Below are 17,500 nucleotides of genomic sequence, written 5' to 3' on the forward strand. Positions count from 1 at the left end.
TCGTCGGGGACCCGGCAGCGACCTCTCTGCGCGGCCGTCGATACGCTCAGGTCCATGAATGGTGCAGCAGGTGCCGTAGCGCCGGCGCGAGCGGTTGACCTTGTCGATCCGTTCGGTCGGATCGTGGGCGATTTGCGCATCTCGGTCACCGATCGCTGCAACTTTCGCTGCCAGTACTGCATGCCCGCAGAGGGCATGACTTGGCTGCCGCGTTCAGAGATCCTGAGCTTCGAGGAGATCGAGCGCTTCGCCAAGGTGTGCGTGGACCGCTTCGGTTTCGAGAGCATCCGGCTGACGGGAGGAGAGCCCTTGGTGCGGGCTCACCTGCCACGGCTGGTCGAACGACTCGCCGCGCTTGGCGTCGACGTGGCGTTGACCACGAACGGCGCCACGTTGCGCATGCATGCCAAGCCGCTGGCGGAAGCGGGCCTTTCGCGGATCAACATCAGCCTCGACTCGCTCCATCGCGATCGCTTCTTGGAGCTGACGCGCCGCGACGAGCTGGATCGGGTCCTCGACGGCATCGATGCAGCCATCGACGCTGGGCTCGCGCCAGTGAAGATCAACACGGTCATGATGCGCGGCATCAACGACGACGAAGTCGTGGACTTCGCCCGGTTCGGCCGCGAGCGCGGAGTCGAGGTCCGCTTCATCGAGTTCATGCCGCTCGAGGCTGGAGATGTGTGGACATCAGACGTGGTGGTTCCCGCCGATGAAATCTTGGCGGCGATCTCAGACGTGTTCCCGACCGAGCCCGTGCTGCGTTCCAACGAGCCCGCCGAGCGCTACCGCTACCTCGACGGCGGTGGTCAGGTCGGAGTCATCGCCAGTGTCACGAAGCCCTTCTGCGGCAACTGCGACCGGGTGCGCCTGACAGCCGAAGGCCAGTTCCGCACCTGCCTGTTTGCGCTGGACGAGTTCGACATGCGGTCGATCCTGCGCAGCGGCGCTACGGGCGACGAGGTCGATGACCGCCTCGCGGTTGCAGTCCGCGATGCGGTCGGCACCAAGTGGGCCGGCCACTCGATCGGGCAGGTCAACTTCATCAAGCCCAAGCGAACCATGAGTCAGATCGGCGGTTAACCGCCGACCGTCAGACACAGCGGCGGCTGAAGGCCGCCGATTCATCAAATACAGGGGTGGTTGAGACATGACCGAGTCACCTTTCACACACTTGGATCCTCTGGGTCGGGCGCGCATGGTCGACGTGACGCCGAAGGAAATCTCACATCGACGGGCGATCGCTCGATGCCGCGTGTACATGGACGTGGAGACAGCGTCACTGGTTGCCCGGGGTGCGATTGCGAAGGGGGACGTCATTGCGGTCGCTCGGGTGGCTGGCATCCAGGCCGCCAAGCGCACCCCAGATCTCATCCCGCTGTGCCACCCCCTGCTCGTCGGCGCTGTCTATGTGAATTTTGAGATTGCCGACACCTGGATCGAGATCGAGGCGCAGGTGGAGACAGTGGACCGCACCGGTGTCGAGATGGAGGCGATGACGGCGTGTTCCGTCGCAGCCCTCACCATTTACGACATGTGCAAGTCGGCCGACCGATCCATGGTCATCGGCGACCTCGCCCTGTGGGAGAAAGTGGGCGGCAAGTCGGGCACCTACCGGCGAGAAGCGGACGCCACCGACTGACTCCGTTGCCTGATTCGATTGCGGTGCTGCGAAGTGCCCGCCGAGCGAACGATCGCGCGATACCCGCTCTCAATCTGGGAAGATTAGTCTGCTGCAGTGCGCGGGCAGCGGAAATGCATGTTGGACGTGCGGCGGAATGGCACCCTCTGTGGGCAGGCCCGTCCGCTAGGCAGGTGATGGGTGACACAACTGGTCTTGGTGTTGTTGGCTGTCGCTTGGATCGTGGTACTGGCTCCCGACGTTGCGCGCCTGTTCCAGCCACGACGCAGAACAACATCGTCCGTCGACCAGTTCCACCAACAACTCGACTCGCTCGGTCGTTCCGCGCCGGCTGCAGCACGTATCTCCCAAGCGCATGCGTTGAGGGAATTTGCCGAGCCGCAACCTCGGTGGACGAGCCCGTCCACGTCAATGCCGACCACGCCCAAGCAGGCAGCGGTCCGTCGACGCGACATCGGCACGTTGCTCGTGCTGTGCATGCTGGTGACGCTCGCAGGCACACTCGCCACGGGATCGCTGTGGGCGCTCGCTGCCTTCGTCGTGATGCTCGGGCTCACCACGGGTTACGTCGCGCTGGCGGTGCGTCGGCGCCGAGCGGCTCCCACCGCTGAGGTGCACTACCTGCCACTGCGAGATCCGGCCAGCTCGTCGACGGTGAGGATGATTCGCCGAACGGCGAACCAGTAGGCACAGCGCCGTACAGCGAACCAGTAGGCACAGCGCCGAACGGCGAACCAGTAGGCACAGCGCCGAACGGCGATCAGCCAGTGCATCCAAGCGCTGCTGTGCAGCGAATCGTGGTCGCAGACGGGCCTGCTGATCGCGCAGATATATTCGACAACCGCCCGACTCGGGGGTGTAGCTCAGTTGGTAGAGCGCTTCGGTCGCATCGAAGAGGCCAGGGGTTCGATTCCCCTCACCTCCACATCGGCGTCACGTCAGTCTCACGCACGTCGCCGTCGAGGACGCACGCGCCGGGCACGCCTGCGGGTGGTCGCGTCAGTTCTGGTCGCTGCTGTCTTCGTGGCAGCATGCGTAGGCGGGGGCGACACCGGGTCGCGCTATGAAGGCCTCGCGGTGGCCCCCTCCGAGCTGCGGCAGATCCCCCATATGGTGCTATCAGACACCGCCGGCAACGACTTCGGTCTCGCGGCAGACACGGAAGGGCAGGTACGTCTCGTGTACCAGTTGTTCACGAACTGCCCCGATATCTGCGGTGTGCAGCTGGCGCAGCTCGCCAGCGTGCTCAGCCGTCCAGGTGCCCCGAAGAATGTGCAAGTGCTGGCGGTCACCGTCGACCCTGATCGGGACACCCCTGAGATCCTGCGTGCGTATCTCGACCAGTTCAGCGCCGATTTTGTTGGACTCATTCCCCGGAGCGAACAGCAGTTGACGGACCTTCAGAATGCACTGGGCTCGTTGGCCTCGATCAAGATCTTCGACACCACGCCGACTACGGAACACGACCACAGCACAGATGCCGAGGCCGACGTGGCTCACGGCCACGGCGTCTACGACGTAGGCCACGATGGCCGTGTGTTTGCCTTCGCCCCCAACGGCTACGGCTACGCGCAGTACCCCTATCCCACACGTCAGTCCCAGTTCGATCACGACCTGCCGATCCTGGCCGTCATCGAACCGGACGCGCCGGCCGGCGCGGGTCTGTAGCACCATGCGTTTCTGGTGCTCGGCGCTCGAGGTGCCGTGGACGTGGGCGTGGCGTGCCTACCCAGGCGTCTGGGTGGCGTCGCTGGCCATCGCGGTCCCGTATCTGAGGGCCCGTCGGCGTGCTCGCGGCATGCGCATAGAGCCGCTGGACGTTGCCGATGCAGCGGCGGAGCGCCGCCAGATGTGGCTATTCCTGGCCGGGGTGGCGGCGTTCTGGGTGGCCTCCGATTGGCCGCTCGGCGTGCTTGGTGCGGGCTATCTGGCTTCGGCCCACATGGTGCAGTTCATGCTGTACACGCTGGTCGCTGCGCCGCTGATGGTGATGGGCGTTCCCGAGCCGATGGCCCGCAGGATCCTGGCGAGGCTGCGCCTCTACCGCTTCATGACCCGGCTCACCAAGCCGGTTGCCGCCGGGCTGGTGTTCAATGGCTGCCTCGTCGCGACACACTCGCCGTGGGCAGTGGACACGCTGCGGGCGAACCAATTCGGCTCGTTCGTGATGGACGTGGTGTGGCTGGTCTCGGGCGTGCTCGTGTGGCTGCCGATCTGCTCGCCGCTCATCGAGCACCGGCTACGCGCCTATCCCGGCAAGATGGTGTATCTCTTCCTGGCGCTGGGTGTTGTTCCGGCGGTGCCTGCGGGGTTCCTGACCTTTGCCAGCTTCCCCCTCTATGCCACCTACGAGTTGGCACCCCGGTTCTACGGCCTCGACGCTGCGACAGACCAGCAGACGGCCGGGCTCATCATGAAGCTGGGCGGTATTCCGATCGTGTGGGGAACCATCATCGCCATGATGCTGCGTTGGGCCGACGAATCGAGAAAGTCAAGCCCCGCTGCGTCTAGTCGACGATGACGAGCGCCCAGTAGATCACCACGGCGATCAGCGCCCCTGCCGCCGCGAGTGCGCGTAGCGACAGCCACACCTCGTCGCCCGGTCGCATGGAGCGTCGAGGCGGGCGACCGAACATCAGATACGAGCACCCTCACGCTCGCGCAACCGCACGTTGACCCACATCTTCTCGATGTGCTGGGCGACCGTGAGAGCGCCTTGTGGCACCTCGTGGGTGGCAAAGAACGTCTCGACCTCGGTGGCGAGATCGCGGGTGTTCAATCCGCGAATCCCGCCGACCATGCGCGATATCGAGTTCTGGGGAAAACGGCTGGTCAATTCGTCCCACTGGTCCCGGATGAACTCCCATGCCACCGGTCCCCAGTCGAGATGCGTCATGGCGGCACCGAGCAGGTAAGGGGCGTTCTGGGTCCGCACCTCGGTGGCGAACAACTCCAGGGTGCGCTCGAACAGTTGTCGATCTTCGAAGAGCAGCAGCGCCTGGAGGTAGCGCAGTTCGCTCTGGGGAGTGTCGGCTGAGCGGTACAACTCGACCATCCGCTCGTAGTCGGTCTCGTCGCCCGAGGCCGCCGCGACCTGCACGGCTGCCGCGGCCAGATTCGGCTCGACGGCGGCTCCGTTGCCAGCAGCTGCCTCGAAGAGTTCCCGTGCGCGGGTCCGCACCAGCTCGTCGCGCCCCCTGCCGCCAGCCGCTTCGAAGAGCACACCGCGCAGTTCGCGGTCCAGATCGGGTTCGCCGGGCTGAGGCTCGAAGCCCAGCACGCCCAGGGCGGTCGTGGCCAAGTCCCTGATGAGAACAGCCAGGGTTTCGCGCCCCGCCGGCTCGGCGATGGCGTGCAGCCCCTTCAGCCCCCAAATCATCCGCTGCCACACGTGCAGATCTGTCTCCAAGCCCAGGTCGGTCACGAGCCCGATGAACTCCGCAGCGCTGGCGTCGTCGGCCACGACGCCGGCGTAGGTGTCGTCCACCAGCCCGTAGCGCTCGATGGGTTCAAGCACCTCGAGCGCCTGGCGAGCCACAGCTGTGAGCAGGTCCCCGCTGTAGCGCACCCGGTAATAGCCGTGGCCGCCGGCATTGACGACGGTCCACTCGACCGGTCCGTCCAAGTCCACAGTCGCCGAGGCATCGGCGAGCAGCAGTCGCCGCTCGACGGTGCTGCCGTCGGCAAGGCGAGCGCGCACCATGACGGGCACGCTCCAGATCTCGGCATCCGCATCGTCGGATTCCCCGGTGCCATAGACAAAGCGGTGCTGCGAAACCGTCAGGCCGCTGCTATGCGCGTCGACGGACACGATCGGGTAGCCGCCCTTGAATATCCAGCCGTCCATGACCGACCTCACGGGCTCGCCGCTGGAGGACTCAAGGGCGTCCCACAGGTCGGTCGTGGTGGTGTTGGCGTAGCTGTTGCGTTCCAGGTAGTGCTGCACTCCCGCTGCAAATCGGTCCGGGCCGAGGTACTGCTCGAGCATCCGCACCACCGCAGCGCCCTTCTCGTAGGTCAGCACGTCGTACATGCCCTCGGCATCGGCGGGGGAGATCACCTCGTACTCGACGGGCCGGGTGGTGCTCAAAGCGTCCACGTCGAACGCTGCCCCACGCTCGATCGAGAATTCGTCCCAGCGCTTCCACTCCGGTCGGAAGGCATCGGTGGTCGCCACCTGCATGAAGGTGGCGAACGCCTCCTTCAACCAGATGCCGTTCCACCAGTCCATCGTCACGAGATTCCCGAACCACATGTGAGCGAGTTCGTGCGCGACGACATCGACGATTCGCAGCAGCTCCGCGGTGGTCGCCTTCTGCGGATCTGCCAGCAGCAGCGTTTCGCGGAAGGTGATGGCACCCATGTTCTCCATGGCACCGAATGCGAAATCCGGCACCGCAATGAGGTCCACCTTGGTGCCCGGGTAGTCGATGCCGTAGTAGTCGACCAGCCACGCGAGAGAGAACGCCCCGGCCTCCAACCCGAAAGCGGTCAGTGCCGACTTGCCGCGCACGTGAACGATCCGCAGCGGCACTCCGCCGACGTCCACCGGATCGGTCGCTTCGAGGTCGCCGACGATGAAGGCCATCAGGTAGGTGGACATCTGCATGGTGTCGGCGAAGGTGTCGCGACGTCGGCCGTCGGCTGTCGGCTCGGACGACACCAATTCGCCGCAGCTGACCGCCATGAGATCGGGGGGCACGATCATGGTGACGCCGAACACCGCCTTGAGGTCGGGCTCGTCGAAGCAGGGAAAAGCACGCCGGGCGTTGGTGGATTCGAATTGGGTGGTGGCGATCGTGCGCGTCTCCCCGGCCTCGTCGACGAACGTGGATCGGTAGAAGCCGCGCAGCTGGTCGTTCAGCTCGCCGGCAAACCTGCATGCGATCTGCACTTGGCCGACATCGAGGCTGCTGCCGTCGACCGGTCGCAGCGTCATCCGCTCAGTCGCGGGATCGAATGAGATCTCAGCGCCGACGGCCCGGCCGCCCTGGCGCAAGGTCGCATCGGAGCACTCGAGGTCGGCGGCATTCAAGGTGACGCTGTCGACCGGGCGCTCCACTGTCGCCTCGATGCGGACCTCCCCCACGAATCGTGCAGCTTCGAGATCTGGCTCGATGACGATGTCGTAGCGAACTGGCTGCACATCTCGTGGCAGCCGGTACGGGTTGGCATCAGGTGCACCGGAGCCGTCGGATCCCGACTTGGGGGGCGGGCCAGGAATGAGGAACGTCACGGCGCGCACACTACCGACGCCCTGAGGGCCGGGTAGATCGTGCGAACGGGCAGGACGAGGTGCTAAGCCGACGGGGTGGAGTCGGCCGGACAGCTGGATGTCGTCGGCATCGGCAACGCACCCGATGCCGCTGCTGGTGAGCATCCTCTTGATGTCGTGGGCATCGGCAACGCCATGGTGGACGTGTTGCTACGCGCCGACGAAGCCGTCGTCACCGAGTTGGGCATCGTCAAGGGAGCCATGACGCTGGTGGACACCCGGCGGGCGGTGGAGCTCAGCGCGCTCGTCCAGATGCTCGGCGGCGCCGACGAGATGACGCCGGGCGGCTCGGTCGCGAACACGATGCTGGGCATAGCGGCGCTGGGCGGCAGTGCGGGCTACATGGGCCGAGTGTGCGATGACCCGCTCGGCGATCTGTTCGTCTCTGACATGGTCGGTCACCGGGTCGAGCACGCCACCGCGCGGGCGCCCGCAGACGACCCGACGGGTCGCTGCACGGTGGTCATCACACCTGACGGTGAACGAACCATGAGCACGTACCTGGGCGCATCGGCCGGTTTCGCCCCGGCCGATGTGGACTGGTCAATGGTGGCGCGCGCCCGGACGGTGCTGCTTGAGGGCTACCTCTGGGACCCGACGGCGGCTCGGGCCGCGCTGCGCGAGGTGGCAGAGCACTGCGCCGCGCCCGGCAACGACTGCCAGGTGGCGCTCAGCCTCTCCGACTCGCTGTGCGTGGAGCGCCACCGGCGCGAGTTCATCGACATGGTCGATCGCTGCACCAACGTCCTGTTCGCCAACGCTGCCGAGCTCAAGGCGCTGTACGAGACCGATGATCTCGACGAAGCGCTCGCGGCGGTGCAGGGCCGGGTGGACATCGCATCGGTGACGCTCTCGGCAGCCGGCGCAGTGCTTGTCACCCCCGACGAGGTCGTGAACGTTCCGGTCGAACCGGTCGACGAGGTAGTGGACCGCACGGGTGCGGGCGATCTGTACGCAGCCGGTGTGTTGTACGGGCTGACGCAGGGATACGACCTGGAACGGTGCGGCCGGCTGGGCTCGGTGGCGGCCGCCGAAGTCATCTCCCATGTGGGCACCCGACCGCTGGTGCCGCTCGATGAGCTGGCTGCCGACTTGATCTAGAGCCAGTCGTCCGGGCTCGGGAAGCGACCGTCACGCATTCTGTATGCAAACTTGCCGTTTGAGGCGGTACTTCTGCACAGATTTCTCGGCGAGCAGTTTCTGAGTGCAAGCTTGCCGTCTGAGGCGGTATTTCTGCACACAATGGTGACCGCCGCTGCTGGCACGCGTCGCCGCCCGTGCGCCTGTCCCTCTATTCGGCCCTGAACAGAGCGGTCGACACCTCGGCGGCGATGGCGTCGAGCAGTGCCCGCAGGCGACGGCGTTCGGTGCGGAGGTCACCGGGGCTCGGGCTCACGGCTTCGAGGTAGATCTTCGCCTTGGGCTCGGTGCCGCTCGGTCGGATGCAGATGCGCACCTGCGCCTCGGGGTCGTGGTTGGAGCCGCCCGCCAGCTCCAGTTCGACGAGGTCAGCGGGGTGAGGCGTGCTGGCGTCGAGCCAGTCCGTGATGTTCATAACGGAGCGGCCAGCGATCGTGCGAGGTGGATTGGCTCGCAACGCCGCCATGGCGGCGGCGATCGCACCGGCGCTGGCGCGCACTGAAGCTGCTGTTGTGACGTGGAGGCCGACTTCGGCCGCCAGCTCGTCGAGACATTCGAGCGGTCCGATGCCGCGAGCAGCCAAGGCACCGGTCAGCCGCGCGAATTCGGTGGCCGCCGAGACGCCGTCCTTGTCGAGCACGGCGTCGGAGACCGAGTAGCCGAGCGCTTCCTCGTAGCCGAACACCCAGCGGGCATCGGGATGCGCCAGCCGTGGCTCCATGATCCACTTGAAGCCGGTCAGGGTTCGGTGGTGGGCGATGCCTCGCGCAGCGCACAGGGCCTCGACCATTCGACCTGACACGACCGATGACGCCGAGATCAACGGTCGTGTCGTCCCGTGGTCACCCGCCAGACCGATCAGCCAGTCGCATAGCAGCACACCCAACTCGTCACCGCTCAGCCGGCACCACGCACCGTCCCGATCGCGAACGGCCACCGCCAGCCGATCCGCGTCGGGGTCGTTGGCGAGGATGAGATCGACTTCGCATGAGTCGGCGAGGCTCATCGCAGCGTCGAGGGTGCCCGGCTCCTCGGGATTCGGGAACGGCAATCCCGGGAACGATCCATCGGGATGTCGCTGGTGCTCCACGTAGATCGGCGGCGGCAGGCCGGCGGTGGCGAAGGCATGGCCCAGGGTCTGCGAGCCGACGCCGCACAGCGCTGTGTAGACGATCGGTGGCACGTCGGTCGGATCGGCCGGTCGGCCGTCCGAATCGAACACCGGTCGGCGGACGGCCGCGCCGACGTACTCGGCGATGACCGAGCGCACGTCAAGCAGCTCCAGCTCGTGTCGGGCTGCGAGGTCGTCGTCGGTCGGGAGATCCCCGAGGTCAATACGAGCTTCGATGCGCCGGTCCAGCGGCGGCCGGATCTGCGTTCCGTCGCACCAATACACCTTGAGGCCGTTGTCCTCGCGCGGGTTGTGGCTGGCGGTGATCATGAGCCCCGCCCCTGCGGAACGGGCGAGCAGCTGCCGTGCCAGCAAAGGCGTCGGCGCCCCTCCGTCGATGATGGCTGTCGGAACGCCCATGGCGGCGAGCAGGCGTGCGGCGTCGAACGCCATGTCCGCGGAGCCGGCACGGGCGTCGAAGCCGACGACCGCGCCCCGGTCGGCCAGACCGCTGGAAACCAGCTCAGCGCCGACTGCCCGGGCGGTCAGTCGAGCCATGACCCGGTTCATGCAGGCAGGCCCTGGTCCGGTCGGCCCTCGCATTCCAGCGGTTCCGAATCGCAGCATTCTGCCGAAATGGGCCTGCACCCAGTCCGGGCGCTCGCGGTTGGTCTCGATGGAACTGCGCGTCCCGGGATCTGGGTCAACGGCTAGCCAGGCGTCGAGCGTTGCTGCGGGGGTCGTCATACAGAAACGCCTTGGCTCACCGGTGTCCATCCTGAAGCTGTGTCTATTGGAGGGACGGGAACGCCAGTATGTTCGGCTCGGCATGTTGTTCCCGACGTTCGTCTTCGGAGCATTCTTCGTAGTCGTCTTTGTCGTGAACTGGCTCACGCGGCCGCACCCGGCCCTGTGGAAGCCGCTGATGCTGGCGGCCAGCATCGTGTTCTACGGCTGGTGGAGCTGGCGCTTCGTCTTCTTGCTGTTCGCGACCATTGTCATCAACTGGGTCGTGGGGCATTTCGCCGCAGCTCGGTTGTGGGACTCGGGCCAGGGGGTCGCCGGCTCTGCCCAAGCTGCGAAGTGGTGGGTCCGGATCGGCGTTACCGCCAATCTCGGTATTCTCGGCGTCTTCAAGTACTGGGACTTCTTCGCCGTCGAGATGTCCAACCTGCTCGAGAGCATCGGGATCTCGGGCGCCTTGCCGGTGCTGGAGTACACGCTGCCGGTCGGCATCTCCTTCTACACGTTCCAAGCGATGAGCTACATCATCGACATCGGCCGCGGGAACGTCCGCGAGATGGCGCCGCTGGACTTTGCGGTGTACCTGTCGTTCTTTCCCCAGCTGGTGGCGGGACCGATCGTGCGGGCGGCAGAGATGGCGCCGCAGCTCGCTGCACGGCCCGACCCTCGCTACGTCCCAGCCGCGGAGGCGTTCGGGCTGATCCTGAACGGGCTGTTCAAGAAGGTCGTGATCTCCAGCTTCCTGGCGAGCGAGATCGTGGACGGTGTCTTCGCCGATCCGGGGGCCCACAGCGGACCTGAGGTCGTGCTCGGTGTCTACGCCTACGCAGTCCAGATTTATGCGGACTTCTCCGGCTACACCGACATCGCCATCGGCGTGGCGCTGCTGCTGGGCTTCCGTTTCCCGCAGAACTTCAACAATCCGTACCGGGCGCTGACCTTGCAGGACTTCTGGCGGCGCTGGCACATGACCCTGTCCCGCTGGCTGCGCGACTACCTCTACGTGCCGCTGGGCGGCAACCGGGGTGGCCGCGTCAACACGTACCGCAACCTCATGATCGTCATGCTGCTCGGCGGCCTGTGGCACGGCAGCACCTGGAATTTCGTAATCTGGGGCGGCATTCACGGCGTCGTTCTGGCGGTGGAGCGGCTGGTGCGCGAGCAGCGGGAGCGCAGCGGCGCCGGCCCCTTGCTCTCCCCGGGCCTCGGCGAGGTGGTGCGCTGGCTGGTCACGTTCCATGTTGTGTGCCTTGCATGGGTGTTCTTCCGGTCCGAGTCGCTGTCGGCGGCGGTCGAGATGCTCGGCGCGGTCGCCAGCTTCGACAACTACGCAGGCACCGCAACGCCGCTCGTGATCGCAGTGACATTCGGCGCACTGGCGTTCCAGTTCATGCCCACCGACTGGTTCGATCAGCTGCGCGACGGCTTTGCCAGCCTGGGTTGGGTGGCACAAGGCGCCGTGGTGGGCGTCTCGTTGGTGGCAATCGATGTCCTCGGCCCGACGGGCGTTGCCCCGTTCATCTACTTCCAGTTCTGAGTCATGACGGCATCGCACGCTCCGCCCGATCCCCGGATCACTCCGTCCGCAGGGCCGCCACGTCTCGACGCCACGGACCGCCGAACCGGGGTGGCTGCCGGCCGGGTCTTGGCAGCCGGAGCGCTCGGGCTGCTGCTGGCAATCATGCTCAACTCGCAGCAATTGCTGCGTGAGGCACAGCAGAAGCCATTCGGCTGGGAGCGCGACGCCTCGGTGGCGGTCTGGGAGCCGGTTGAGGGCACGTCCAGCGCCGTCGGCTTGCACCTGCCGCGCCTGTGGGCCGATGAGGCGTTGGGCCACTCGGTGACCGATCCGGGCGCGACCACCGACCCATTCGCCTCCGCCGTCGTGGGTGATGCCGCCGGCGACGCAGCAGTGGCCGATTCGACCCCCACCGGGGTCGTGGTCGCCGACACGCCCGCCACAGGGCCCGTCGGCACAAACAGCGGCGACACCCCGGCGCTGGCAGACCAAACGACGGGAGCCGAGGCGACGGTCGGCGGAACAATCGGCACTGAGCTGACAGCCGGGGACGAGCAGCCGGCCTTAGGCACCCTCGGCGACACGGCGACGAGCGCACCTCCCACCAGCGTGCCGTGGTTCCCGACACCCGCCGACCCGCTGCAGCTGTCCATCATGGGCGACTCGATGGTGCAGTTCTTCGGCAAGACCATGGTCGGACTGGCCAACGACACTGGTGTCATCGATGCCTCGACAGAGCACGAGCTCGCAAGCGGCCTGAGTCGACCCGACTTCTACGACTGGCCGACACGCATCGTCGAAGTCATGGCAGGTGAAGACCCCGACGCGGTAGTGCTGATGTTCGGAGGCAACGACGCCCAGGCGATCGTCGTGGACGGACAGATCGCCCGCCGCTTCTCCGAGAGCTGGCTACAGGAGTATTCGGCGCGAGTCGGTCACATCATGGACCTGGTGACGACCGACCCGGAACGAATCTTGATCTGGGTCGGCCAGCCGATCATGGAGGATCCCGAATACGACTCCCGGATGCAGAGGGTCAACGAGGTCTTCGCAGCAGAAGCCGCCGAGCGCGATCGGGTGCACTACGTGGAAATCCGCGACCTGTTCAGGGGACCGAACGGCACCTTCAGCCGCTACGTCGCTGATGCCGACGGCCAGCTCACCGACGTCCGGCTCACCGACGGCGTCCACCTCAGCACGATCGGTGGCAGATGGCTGTCGGAGGTGCTGCTGGACCAACTCGGCCTCGTCGTCGACCTGACATCAGGCGCTCCTTCGTGAATCAGCGGGCGGTGCGCCGCCCTCGGCGAACTCTGGGGGGAGCTCTGGCCGTGGTCGTCGTGTGCCTTCTGGCGTCAGTGCTGCTGTCGGGACCGGCCGGGGCGCAGACCGACGGTGAGGCCTCGCCCGACGACGGTGCCAGCGAGGAATCGCCAGCGCCCGTGCCTGCGCCGGCGGCCGAGCCGGAGCCGGCGCCCGAACCGGCACCCAGGATCACCGAGGATCCATGGGCAGACCCGGTGCTGCGCTGGCCGGACCCGCTGTCGGAGTCACAGCTGGGCACCGAGCCCACCTACTACTGGTTTGCACGCGACGACCGGCGGTCGCTCCTGCCGACGGCGACACCGGAGCGGCCGTTGCGGGTGTGGTCCGGGGGCGACTCGATATCGGGCGGTCCCGTGTACGGCTTCCGGCAGCTCATCGCCGACGACGAACGGTTCCGCTTCACCGAGGACATCATCAAGTCGACCGGGGTGGTGACCGACTGGTACTTCGACTGGGTCACCTATATGGCGACAGAAGTTGCCGAGGGGCCCTACGACGTCATCGTGCTGGCGATGGGCGCCAACGACAAGCAGCGCTTCCGGGGTTTTCCCGAGCGCTTTGGAGAGCCGGAATGGAACGAGCGCTATCAGGCCCGCGTCCGTGATCTCGTCGCAGCGGCCGCCAGGCCCGGCCGGTTGGTCATCTGGATCGGCCTGCCGCCGTTGCAACCAAGGCACTTTGCCCCGTTGCCCGGTGTCGTCAACCCGCTCGCGGCAGCAGCCGCCGCCGAGGTCGACGGCGCGATCTACATGGACTCATTTGACGCAGTGGCGGTGGATGGCGCCTATGCACGGCGTCTCGGAACGGGGCAACGCAACATCCGCACCCAGGACGGCATTCACTACACCTACTACGGCGGAATCGTGCTGACGGAGCCGATCCTGGCCGAAATAGAGCGCCGCAGCGGCTGACGCGGACTAGCCGCGGCCGCAGTTGGGGCGCTTGCCGTGGTTTGCCTTGCTGCGGCGCGCCCGGAGCTTTCGCTTCTTGGTGCGCTTCGACATAGGCGGTGCAGGCTATCGACGCCGCACCGGCATCAGTTTCCGGTGCTGGCGGTCCGCGAGGAGGTCGGCTCAGCCAACCGCGCCGACCTCATGCAGCTTGGAGATGTCGTCCGCATCGAAGCCCCAGTCAGCCAGCACCTCGTCGGTGTTCTCGCCGGGTGAAGCCGGCGGCCGAGCGACTTCGCCGGGGGTACGGCTGAAACGAGGTGCAGGCGCGGGCTGCATTACGCCCTCCACCTCGACGAAGCTGCCGCGTGCAACGTTGTGCGGGTGATGGGGAGCCTCGGACAGGTCCAGCACCGGCGCGTAGCACACGTCTGAGCCGGCCATGATCTCGTCCCACTCGTCGCGGGTCTTGGTCTTGATGACCTCGGCGAGGCGCGCCCGCTTGTCAGCCCACGCATCCCGGTCGTTGCGGTCCACGGTGGCGGCGTCGGCCAGGCCGGTTTTGGAGAGCAGTTCGTCGTGGAACTTGCCCTCGATCGACCCGACCGAGACGAACTTGCCGTCGGAGGTCTCGTACACGCCGTAGTAGTAGGCGCCGCCGTCGAGGAAGTTGGACTCCCGCTCGTCCTGCCAGCCACCCGAGCCGTAGATGCCATAGATCGCTGCCATCAGCGATGCCGCACCTTCGGTCATGGCTGCGTCCACCACCTGGCCCTCCCCAGAGTCGCGCGCTTCGAGCAGCGCAGCGCACACGCCGAACGCCAGGTACATGCCCCCGCCGCCGAAGTCGCCGACGAGGTTGAGCGGCGGGCTCGGCGCCTCGGCGGGACCGATGGCGTGCAGTGCGCCGGTGAGGGCGATGTAGTTGATGTCGTGGCCGGCTGCGTGGGCCATGGGGCCTTCCTGGCCCCAGCCGGTCATGCGCCCGTACACCAGCTTCGGGTTGCGGGCGAAGCACTCGTCTGGACCGAGGCCCAGCCGTTCGGTCACACCGGGGCGGAACCCCTCGATCAGCGCGTCGGCCTGTTCCACCAGCTTCAGCACGGTCTCGACGCCGTCCGGCGACTTGAGGTCGACCGCAACCGAGCGCCGGCCGCGGTTGAGCACGTTGAACTTGCGTCCCCGGTCGATGCCGAGGTCCTCGGGTGTCATGCGATCGATGCGGACGACGTCCGCCCCGAGGTCCGCGAGCAGCATTGCGCAGAACGGCCCTGGGCCGATGCCGGCCAGCTCGATCACCTTGAGTCCCTGCAACGGTCCCATGGATTCCTCCCCGTCAGTGGGCCTCGTGGCCGCACACCCGTGTCGGCGAAGTCTTGCACGCAACACACCGCATCGCCCGGGCGTGCTGCGAGCCCACGGCCGTCGGGGTGCTGGCCGGACCGCGTCGGCGCACTCACTAGCCTCGCCCGGCGATGGAGCGCTTTGGGTTCGTCGGCCTGCCCAACGCGGGGAAATCGTCGCTGTTCAATTCCCTCGCGGGCGGTGGTGCGCTGGCCGCGCCGTACGCGTTCGCGACAACCGATCCCAATGTCGGCGTGGCACGCGTGCCCGATGGCCGCCTCGATGCCTTGGCGCGCATGAGCGCAAGCCGCAAGGTGGTGCCCACGACCACCGAGTTCATTGACATCGGCGGCTTGGTAGAGGGCGCCAGCAAGGGCGAGGGACTGGGCAACCGATTCCTGGCCGGAATTCGCGAGGTCGATGCGATTGTCTTTGTGCTCCGTGCCTTCACCGATACCGATGTGCCAGGTCCAGCCGATCCGCTCGAGCACCTCAGCATTGTGGAGACCGAGTTGACACTGGCCGACTTGGAGTCGGTGGAGTCCCGGATCAACCGCCGGCGCAAGGCATTGCGCAGCCAGCCCTCCGACACAGCGCTTGCCGAAGAGGTGGCAGCACTCGAGGCTGCACTTGAGCACTTGGAAGCCGGTACACCGCTGTTCCGGGCATGGCCACTTGCCGCGACGTGCAACGGGGCCGACGAGCACCCGCATCGCGTGGCGCTGCGGAGCCACTTCCTGCTGACCGACAAGCCGGTCATGGCGGTCCTGAACATCGGCGAGGACCAGCTGGATGCGGCAGCCGAGCTTGCAGCGCCCATCGAGGCTGAGCTGCCGGGCGCCACGGTGCTGCCGCTGTGCGTCCAGCTTGAAGCAGAAGCTGCCCAGCTCGAAGCGGCCGGACGGGCTGAATTGCTGGAAGGGCTCGGTCTGGGCTCCGGAGCGCTGGAGCGATTCGTTGCTGGCGCGCACGGTCTGCTGGGATTGCGAACCTTTCTCACCACCGGCGAGAAGGAGTCACGGGCGTGGACATTCCGTGCTGGCTGGCGGGCACCGCAGTGCGCTGGCCGGATCCACACCGATTTCGAGCGTGGATTCATCCGGGCAGAGGTGATCGATTGGGCTGAGCTGCTCGAACTGGGCTCATGGGGCGCGGCGCGCGACGCCGGCAGGATGCGCGTCGAAGGCAAGGACTACCCGATGCGCGACGGCGACGTCGTGGAGTTCCGCTTCAACGTGTAGCCATGCCGTGGTTGGCCTGTGGGGACCGCGTGGTGGCAAGCCTCGAAGTCGCCCGCGCCCGCCCCGCACGCCGTCGCGGACTGCTGGGGCGCGACGACCTGACCGGGGCACTGCTGATCGAGCGCTGCCGTGCGGTGCACACCGTGGGAATGAACTTCGAGATCGATGTGGCGTACCTCAACGCCGGCAGGCAAGTGGTCGACATCGTCACGATGCGGCCGGGCAGGATCGGCCGCCCCCGGCTCGGTGCACGATCGGTGATCGAGGCCCGAGCGGGCGCGTTCGAACGCTGGGGAATTCGAGTGGGCGACTCGCTCGACATCCGGCTCGACGCATAAGCACACCGGCACTCGCTGAGCGTGCTTGCCTACAGACATGACTGACCGGTCAGCCGCAGCCACCGTAGAGCAACCTTTGCTGTGGCTGGTCGCTACGCCGATCGGCAATATGGCCGACATCGCCCCCCGGGCGGTACAGGTGCTGCGCGAGGTGTCATTCGTGGCCTGCGAGGACACGCGCCGCACGGGTCTGCTGCTGCAGCGGCTGGGCATCGGCCGGCGACCGCTGCTCGCAGTGCGCGAGCACAACGAGGCCGCGGCATGCGAACAGGTGGTCGAGCGCCTGGTTGCCGGCGAGACTGCTGCCTATGTGACCGACGCCGGCATGCCGGGCATCTCCGATCCCGGACAGCGCCTCGTCGAGGCAGTCGCGGCTGCCGGAGTGCCCGTCAGCGTCGTCCCGGGGCCGTCGGCGCCCATCGCCGCTCTCGCCGTGTCGGGCCTGCCGGCGCAACGCTGGGCGATGGAGGGCTTCCTGCCGCGCAGCGGGGACGCCCGCGCAGCGCGGATCGCCGAGATCGCTGCGTGGGAGCGCACCGTGGTGCTGCTCGAATCGCCGAAGCGGGTCGGAGCCACGCTGGCCGAGCTGGCCGACGCCTGCGGGAACGACCGACCCGCCGTGGTGGCGCGGGAGCTCACCAAGCTGCACGAGGAGGTGTCCCGCGGGACGCTGGGCGAGTTGGCGACCCGTTTCGCTGACCATCCCAAGGGTGAGATCGTGGTGGTTATCGGTCCGGCGGCTCGCAAGGCCCCTTCCGACGATGAGATACGGGCCGAACTGGAGACCGAGCTCGCCGCCGGCGCCAGCGCTCGCGATGCTGCGGCCGCAGTGGCGCGCAAGCTCGGTGCCGGCCGCAACCGGGTGTACCCCCTCGCCGTGGCGCTGGCCGACGCTCGCGACTAAGCCCGCGGGCGGCCAGGTTCGTCGCT

Annotated in this window: 16 protein-coding genes and 1 tRNA gene; 13 read left to right on the forward strand and 4 right to left on the reverse strand. The window is 66.9% G+C overall.

From position 1 onward, the window contains the following. Positions 1-54: 54 nt before the first annotated feature. The 6 genes from moaA (at position 55) to ACOCMM_RS05305 (ending at position 4,163) form a co-directional block, all read left to right on the forward strand. Positions 55-1,083, forward strand: coding sequence for a GTP 3',8-cyclase MoaA (gene moaA, locus ACOCMM_RS05280; RefSeq protein WP_419552144.1), 1,029 nt, complete (start codon positions 55-57; stop codon positions 1,081-1,083). Positions 1,084-1,150: 67 nt separating this feature from the next. After that, positions 1,151-1,642, forward strand: a complete 492-nt coding sequence (moaC, locus tag ACOCMM_RS05285) for a cyclic pyranopterin monophosphate synthase MoaC (protein WP_419552145.1) — start codon at positions 1,151-1,153, stop codon at positions 1,640-1,642. A gap of 180 nt (positions 1,643-1,822) precedes the next feature. Beyond that, entirely contained in the window at positions 1,823-2,329 is a 507-nt protein-coding gene (locus ACOCMM_RS05290) for a hypothetical protein (protein ID WP_419552146.1), read from the forward strand. Positions 2,330-2,494: 165 nt separating this feature from the next. Beyond that, a tRNA-Ala gene (locus ACOCMM_RS05295) sits at positions 2,495-2,567 on the forward strand. A 65-nt stretch (positions 2,568-2,632) separates the two neighbouring features. Further along, positions 2,633-3,310: an SCO family protein gene (locus tag ACOCMM_RS05300; protein WP_419552147.1), complete on the forward strand. Its 678-nt coding sequence runs from the start codon at positions 2,633-2,635 to the stop codon at positions 3,308-3,310. A 4-nt stretch (positions 3,311-3,314) separates the two neighbouring features. Further along, a complete protein-coding gene (locus ACOCMM_RS05305; RefSeq protein WP_419552148.1) occupies positions 3,315-4,163 on the forward strand; it encodes a cytochrome c oxidase assembly protein in 849 nt (282 codons plus the stop codon). Between the two features lie 114 nt (positions 4,164-4,277). On the opposite strand, the gene ACOCMM_RS05310 is transcribed toward ACOCMM_RS05305, so the two are convergent. Then, positions 4,278-6,878, reverse strand: a complete 2,601-nt coding sequence (locus ACOCMM_RS05310; protein WP_419552149.1) for a M1 family metallopeptidase — start codon at positions 6,876-6,878, stop codon at positions 4,278-4,280. A 75-nt stretch (positions 6,879-6,953) separates the two neighbouring features. On the opposite strand from ACOCMM_RS05310, the gene ACOCMM_RS05315 reads away from it, so the two are divergent. Next, positions 6,954-8,018, forward strand: coding sequence for an adenosine kinase (locus ACOCMM_RS05315; protein ID WP_419552150.1), 1,065 nt, complete (start codon positions 6,954-6,956; stop codon positions 8,016-8,018). A gap of 190 nt (positions 8,019-8,208) precedes the next feature. Here the strand turns inward: ACOCMM_RS05315 and ACOCMM_RS05320 are convergent, their stop codons facing one another. Beyond that, positions 8,209-9,915 carry a phospho-sugar mutase gene (locus ACOCMM_RS05320; protein WP_419552151.1) on the reverse strand — a complete coding sequence of 569 codons (1,707 nt, stop codon included), beginning with the start codon at positions 9,913-9,915 and terminating at the stop codon, positions 8,209-8,211. Positions 9,916-9,997: 82 nt separating this feature from the next. Between ACOCMM_RS05320 and ACOCMM_RS05325 the strand changes: the two genes are divergently transcribed. Genes ACOCMM_RS05325 through ACOCMM_RS05335 form a run of 3 tightly spaced genes read left to right on the forward strand, consistent with a single transcriptional unit; the run spans position 9,998 to position 13,668 of the window. Continuing rightward, positions 9,998-11,449 (forward strand): MBOAT family O-acyltransferase, encoded by a 1,452-nt coding sequence (locus ACOCMM_RS05325; RefSeq protein ID WP_419552152.1) that lies wholly within the window; start codon positions 9,998-10,000, stop codon positions 11,447-11,449. 3 nt (positions 11,450-11,452) lie between these two features. Continuing rightward, positions 11,453-12,712 carry a DUF459 domain-containing protein gene (locus tag ACOCMM_RS05330; RefSeq protein ID WP_419552153.1) on the forward strand — a complete coding sequence of 420 codons (1,260 nt, stop codon included), beginning with the start codon at positions 11,453-11,455 and terminating at the stop codon, positions 12,710-12,712. Beyond that, positions 12,709-13,668, forward strand: a complete 960-nt coding sequence (locus ACOCMM_RS05335) for a hypothetical protein (RefSeq protein ID WP_419552154.1) — start codon at positions 12,709-12,711, stop codon at positions 13,666-13,668. The genes ACOCMM_RS05330 and ACOCMM_RS05335 overlap by 4 nt, the downstream gene beginning before the upstream one ends. Positions 13,669-13,674: 6 nt before the next feature. On the opposite strand, the gene ACOCMM_RS05340 is transcribed toward ACOCMM_RS05335, so the two are convergent. After that, on the reverse strand, positions 13,675-13,761 hold the full coding sequence (locus tag ACOCMM_RS05340; protein WP_419554825.1) for a 50S ribosomal protein bL37: 87 nt from the start codon (positions 13,759-13,761) through the stop codon (positions 13,675-13,677). Between the two features lie 69 nt (positions 13,762-13,830). Continuing rightward, positions 13,831-14,970, reverse strand: coding sequence for a CaiB/BaiF CoA transferase family protein (locus ACOCMM_RS05345; RefSeq protein ID WP_419552155.1), 1,140 nt, complete (start codon positions 14,968-14,970; stop codon positions 13,831-13,833). Between the two features lie 152 nt (positions 14,971-15,122). Between ACOCMM_RS05345 and ychF the strand changes: the two genes are divergently transcribed. From ychF to rsmI, 3 genes are read left to right on the forward strand one after another with little or no spacing between them, the layout of a single operon-like run. Continuing rightward, on the forward strand, positions 15,123-16,232 hold the full coding sequence (gene ychF / locus ACOCMM_RS05350) for a redox-regulated ATPase YchF (RefSeq protein WP_419552156.1): 1,110 nt from the start codon (positions 15,123-15,125) through the stop codon (positions 16,230-16,232). 2 nt (positions 16,233-16,234) lie between these two features. Beyond that, positions 16,235-16,570, forward strand: coding sequence for a DUF192 domain-containing protein (locus tag ACOCMM_RS05355; RefSeq protein WP_419552157.1), 336 nt, complete (start codon positions 16,235-16,237; stop codon positions 16,568-16,570). A gap of 37 nt (positions 16,571-16,607) precedes the next feature. Next, positions 16,608-17,474: a 16S rRNA (cytidine(1402)-2'-O)-methyltransferase gene (rsmI, locus tag ACOCMM_RS05360; protein ID WP_419552158.1), complete on the forward strand. Its 867-nt coding sequence runs from the start codon at positions 16,608-16,610 to the stop codon at positions 17,472-17,474. Positions 17,475-17,500 lie beyond the last annotated feature (26 nt).

The organism is Candidatus Poriferisodalis sp. (assembly GCF_965198245.1).
Lineage (GTDB): Bacteria > Actinomycetota > Acidimicrobiia > Acidimicrobiales > Poriferisodalaceae > Poriferisodalis.

What these genes read in the sequence shown, in the direction of transcription:
- moaA (WP_419552144.1), top strand. Translation starts at nt 55, where the DNA reads ATGAATGGTGCAGCAGGTGCCGTAGCGCCGGCGCGAGCGGTTGACCTT.
- moaC (WP_419552145.1), top strand. Translation starts at nt 1,151, where the DNA reads ATGACCGAGTCACCTTTCACACACTTGGATCCTCTGGGTCGGGCGCGC.
- ACOCMM_RS05305 (WP_419552148.1), top strand. Translation starts at nt 3,315, where the DNA reads ATGCGTTTCTGGTGCTCGGCGCTCGAGGTGCCGTGGACGTGGGCGTGG.
- ACOCMM_RS05320 (WP_419552151.1), bottom strand. Translation starts at nt 9,915, where the DNA reads ATGACGACCCCCGCAGCAACGCTCGACGCCTGGCTAGCCGTTGACCCA.
- ACOCMM_RS05325 (WP_419552152.1), top strand. Translation starts at nt 9,998, where the DNA reads ATGTTGTTCCCGACGTTCGTCTTCGGAGCATTCTTCGTAGTCGTCTTT.
- ACOCMM_RS05330 (WP_419552153.1), top strand. Translation starts at nt 11,453, where the DNA reads ATGACGGCATCGCACGCTCCGCCCGATCCCCGGATCACTCCGTCCGCA.
- ACOCMM_RS05340 (WP_419554825.1), bottom strand. Translation starts at nt 13,761, where the DNA reads ATGTCGAAGCGCACCAAGAAGCGAAAGCTCCGGGCGCGCCGCAGCAAG.
- ACOCMM_RS05345 (WP_419552155.1), bottom strand. Translation starts at nt 14,970, where the DNA reads ATGGGACCGTTGCAGGGACTCAAGGTGATCGAGCTGGCCGGCATCGGC.
- ychF (WP_419552156.1), top strand. Translation starts at nt 15,123, where the DNA reads ATGGAGCGCTTTGGGTTCGTCGGCCTGCCCAACGCGGGGAAATCGTCG.
- ACOCMM_RS05355 (WP_419552157.1), top strand. Translation starts at nt 16,235, where the DNA reads ATGCCGTGGTTGGCCTGTGGGGACCGCGTGGTGGCAAGCCTCGAAGTC.
- rsmI (WP_419552158.1), top strand. Translation starts at nt 16,608, where the DNA reads ATGACTGACCGGTCAGCCGCAGCCACCGTAGAGCAACCTTTGCTGTGG.